Source organism: Acuticoccus kandeliae (assembly GCF_003073115.1).
This window is the reverse complement of the sequence record NZ_QBBV01000111.1, coordinates 1-347: the sequence shown is the minus strand read 5'-3', so window position 1 is coordinate 347 and position 347 is coordinate 1. Positions and strand designations below refer to the sequence as shown.

Genomic DNA, 347 nt, shown 5'->3' with positions numbered 1-347 from the left:
TTCTGCAGGGCGGAGCGCACGACCCGCAGCGGGTCGATGATGCCCATCTCGACCATGTCCCCGAAGCGGCCCTCCAGGGCGTCGAAGCCCTCGTCGACGCCCATGGTCGTGACCTGCCTGACCACCTCGTCGCCGTCGTAGCCGGCGTTGGAGGCGATGAGGTGCACGGGCTCGGTGAGCGCGTGCCGGACGATCTCGACCCCGATCCGGTAGTCCCCGGTCACGTCCAGCTCGTCGAGCGCGGGCTCGGCGTGCAGCAGCGCCGATCCGCCACCGGCGACGATGCCCTCGGCCACCGCGGCCCGGGTCGCCTGCAGCGAGTCGTCCACCCGGTGCCGGATCTCGCG

1 protein-coding gene is annotated in these 347 nt (G+C 72.3%); it reads right to left on the bottom strand.

Annotated features, from left to right (window positions below; translation table 11 throughout):
- On the bottom strand, nt 1-329 hold a 329-nt coding region (locus tag DBV35_RS29535; protein WP_281262262.1), incomplete at its 3' end, for a TCP-1/cpn60 chaperonin family protein.
- Nucleotides 330-347: the final 18 nt, after the last annotated feature.